The sequence below is a fragment of the Coleofasciculus sp. genome (assembly GCF_046539235.1).
Taxonomy (GTDB): domain Bacteria; phylum Cyanobacteriota; class Cyanobacteriia; order Cyanobacteriales; family Coleofasciculaceae; genus Coleofasciculus.
Genome location: NZ_JBKHHI010000510.1, coordinates 1 through 4173, shown reverse-complemented (window position 1 = coordinate 4173; position 4173 = coordinate 1). Strand labels below are relative to the sequence as shown.

At 46.7% G+C, this 4173-nt stretch carries 3 protein-coding genes; 2 read left to right on the top strand and 1 reads right to left on the bottom strand.

The features are described from left to right. Positions 1 to 284: 284 nt before the first annotated feature. Entirely contained in the window at positions 285 to 980 is a 696-nt protein-coding gene (locus tag ACLFWI_RS27680) for a Uma2 family endonuclease (protein WP_446415604.1), read from the top strand. 53 nt (positions 981 to 1033) lie between these two features. Here the strand turns inward: ACLFWI_RS27680 and ACLFWI_RS27675 are convergent, their stop codons facing one another. Continuing rightward, positions 1034 to 3289 (bottom strand): RelA/SpoT family protein, encoded by a 2256-nt coding sequence (locus ACLFWI_RS27675; RefSeq protein ID WP_446415603.1) that lies wholly within the window; start codon positions 3287 to 3289, stop codon positions 1034 to 1036. A 496-nt stretch (positions 3290 to 3785) separates the two neighbouring features. Between ACLFWI_RS27675 and patD the strand changes: the two genes are divergently transcribed. Beyond that, positions 3786 to 4145, top strand: a complete 360-nt coding sequence (gene patD, locus ACLFWI_RS27670; RefSeq protein WP_446415602.1) for a heterocyst frequency control protein PatD — start codon at positions 3786 to 3788, stop codon at positions 4143 to 4145. Positions 4146 to 4173 lie beyond the last annotated feature (28 nt).

Here is a 4173-nt window from a genome sequence, read left to right as displayed (position 1 = left end):
AAGAACGCCAACGTGCCGAACAAGAACGCCAACGTGCCGAACAAGAACGCCAACGTGCCGAACAAGAACGCCAACGGGCTGACGCTGTAACCAATAACCTAGAGCAAGAACGGCAACGTAATCAGGCGTTGATCGCAAAATTGCAAGAGTTGGGTATTGATCCCAACACCTTGTCCTAACCTATCAATTCAGTATATCGGTTGGTGAGCAAATTCCCTGAATCTGCGATCGCCCTGAGTCGGTAGGATGAAAGAAAGCTGTAGTCAAACTGTGAACACTATCCTATGTCTGATGAGTCTGTGGGAAATCTTCAAGAACCGTTCCTCGCCGCCGCCCTAACAGACGCTTTAGGTGCAGCCAATCGCCTGAATTCGCAAATGTTAATCGCCTCTAATTTCGGGCTTGTGGGGGCAGTTAATGGGAACATCGTGATCAAGGCGCCAGACTGGCTGTATGTACCCCAGGTATTACCCGTTCCAGAAGGAGAAATTCGCCGCCGCTATACACCCAATCTGGAAGGCAATCCAGTTGGGGTTGTGATGGAGTTTTTGTCAGACACTGAAGCGGGAGAATACTCCATACGACCCAGTTTCCCTTATGGGAAGTTATTTTTCTATGAGAAAATTCTCAAAGTTCCTACCTATGTGATCTTTGAGTCCCTAGCCGTAGTCCTAGAAGTCCGCCAATTACAAGATAATCAATACGTAGTGCAACAACCCACAGAGGAAGGACGCTACTGGATTCCTGAATTAGAACTATTTTTAGGCATCTGGCATGGCACCCGATTAGGCTTAACAATCCCCTGGTTACGCTGGTGGGACGAGTCGGGAAACCTATTATCGTGGAGTTCAGAACAAGCCGAACAAGAACGCCAACGGGCTGATGCGATGGCAAATCAGCTAGAGGAAGAACGGCAACGCAATCAGATGTTAATAGCTAAATTACAAGAGTTGGGCATTGATCCCAACACTCTATCCTAATCAGGCTAGTTGCATAGGCATTTTCTGGAGAATCGATGTATAGGACTACGATTTTACTCATTAATATCGCTGATCCGGCGCAGATTCAAAATATCGCTCATCTTTTTAATTTGAGCAAAACTTTGCTGCAATTGTCCGTAATCCCGAATATCGATACACAAATCAATCAACGCCGGTTTACCGTCTTGAGTTTTCACCTGAGCTTTCCGCACATTGATATGATGATCACTTAAGCGGGAAAGAATATCCTTTAAAACCCCGACCCGATCCAACACTTCAATTTGAATATTAACCGGATAGGTTTGCGGACGCCCACTCTCTTGATCCGTCGGATTCCAATTCACCGGAACTAATCGGTCTCCCTCAATATTTTCCACATTGGGACAGCCTTGACGATGAATCGAAATTCCTCGCAATCGGGTAACGACACCCAGAATAGGTTCGCCGGGAACTGGATTACAACACCCAGCAATCCGATGCATCAATCCCTCGACGCCGGCAATGGGTTCGCCTTTAATTGCCCACTGTTCACTTGTTTCCCTCGCCGTCGGTAATGATGGAAGTAAATCTTCGATTTCTTCGGGTTCGGTTTCCAGGGGTTGTGGGGCTTTTACTGCATCGCGCAACCGATTGACCACTAAATTCAGGGTCACTTCTCCATACCCCAATGCCGCCAGTAAATCTTCAGCATTTTGATAATTACAGCGTTCGGCTACGGATTGCATGGGTTCTGATTTGAGCAAGGATTCAAATCCATTTTTACCCAATTCCTTCTCCAGCAATTCTCGACCTCGCGCCACATTTTCATCGCGGTGCGATCGCTTGTACCATTGGCGAATCCGATTTCTGGCACTGGGCGTAACGACGAAGTTCAACCAGTCTAAACTGGGGTGACTATTTTTCTGGGTGATAATTTCCACAATATCCCCATTTTTTAACGGCGTATCCAGAACTCGCCATTGACCATTAATTCTCACCCCAGCACAGTGATTACCAATCTCAGTGTGAATCCGATAGGCAAAGTCTATAGGCGTTGCGTCCCGACTCAGGGGTATCACATCTCCATCGGGGGTAAAGACGTAGACATCATCGTCAAATAAATTATCTTTGACACTTTCAATATACTCATGGTCATCTTTCAGGTCATTCTGCCATTCCAGCAACTGCCGCAACCAGGTAAACTTGTCATCGTCTGCGCCAATCCGGGTTGGATCAGACGTCCCAGTTTCTTTATACTTCCAATGTGCGGCAATCCCATATTCGGCAATCCGATGCATTTCCAGGGTACGAATCTGCACTTCAATGGGACGCCCATGGAAGCCAATCACGCCTGTATGTAGAGACTGATAACGATTAGGTTTAGGTAAGCCAATATAATCTTTAAACCGACCTGGAATCGGTCGAAAGGCATCATGGACGACAGCTAATGCCCGATAGCACCCTTCGTTGGTCTCCACGATGATCCGCATCGCCGCTAAATCATAAATTTCGTGAAATTCCTTATTGCGGCGCTGCATCTTCTGATAAATTCCATACAGATGCTTAGGACGACTATTCAAGTCCACACATCGAATGCCCATCTGATCGAGACGCCCTCGCAGAATTTGCGAAACCTGGGTTAATCGTTCCTCCCGGTCTTGACGCCGTTCGGCAACCAGTTCCTGTACTTTGCGATAAGCATTCGGTTCTAAGTACTTAAAGGATAAATCTTCTAACTCCCACTTAAGCCGCCCAATCCCCAAGCGATTAGCTAAGGGGGCAAAAATCTCTCGGGTTTCCTGGGCGATCGCACGCTGTTTTTGTGGCTTAAGATGTTCTAATGTCCGCATATTATGCAGGCGGTCTGCTAACTTGACCACAATCACGCGGATATCCTTCGCCATAGCCAGGAACATGCGGCGAAAGTTTTCGGCTTGGCGTTCGGTTTTACTGGAGAAGTTAAATTTGGAGAGTTTGGTAACACCTTCAACTAAATGGCGAACCTCTGCACCAAAAATTGATTCAATCTCGTCCGGCGTGACATCCGTATCTTCGACCACATCATGGAGTAAGCCCGCCGCCATCATCGTACTGTTGCCGCCTAAATCTCTTAATAAGCCAGCAACGGCTACGGGATGGGCGATATAAGGTTCTCCAGAGGCTCGATATTGTTCCGAATGCAGTTGATAAGCAAATTCAAACGCCCGCACCACTAACGCCGCGTCATCCGGCGTTGATGGGTCAGAGGTGGCAGAGGCTGTTGATAAACAGTCCTGCAACCAGTCGGGAACGTCTAGGTTATAGGTGGTGGTTAGGACAGTGGCACTCATAATTCTTTCCCTGACAGATCTATAAATAATAAGGATGGTTGAACGGTAATGGCAGTAAGATCTCTGTTTAGTGGTATGTGAATTCCAGAAATGGGTCAAAATTCCCTAGAATATCCGTATAGTAATCAGACCTAGATGAGAAATAGTAACATGGACTACCAAATATCCACCCTGGTTACCCCATACAGAAGTAACAGGTAACTTCTGTCACGGACTTCATTTCCCGTAAAATCTTGAATAACCAAAGGACTGGGTTGAAGCCAACACGCTAAAATTTTTGCGGATGGTTGTCAATATCTGGTCGCTAAGACAGCAAACAGTAACTGTTTTCGGAGAAATCAGTTTTGACAGATAGTCCCTACCTTGGTTACTCGGCGATGAGAATGCCCGCTGACTCTCAGACTGAAACCTGATCTTCAGCTTGGTGGCAAATTCTTGCATTTATAAACAAAAATACAAGATTCTTTACATTTATTCTAGACCAACCTGTCTGATCATGTTAGTCCCCTCCCAACGGCAATCCTATCAGGACTTTAAACAAGTCCTAGACGACCTGCACGCCTGCACCCAGAGTCAAGAGTTAGACAAAACCGAGATTCAGGAGCGTTTCCAGGCGGCGAAACAGCTCTTTCAAGGGCGAATTATCACGCTCAATCCCGATGAGGTTAATCAGGAACAAGTATCACTATGGCAGTCTCGGCAAACCGAAATTCATAGACATATCCGACTGCTAGAAACTGATATGTTAATGTTGCGGACGGCGCGACATGCTGCAACCGTTCAGTCTAGGGTGGCTATCATCCGCGATCGCCTGAACACCCTGATTCAATACTGTAGTGCTATGCTTCAACTGTAGCGCTCTAGTCCAGTCCTGTCGAGGGAGT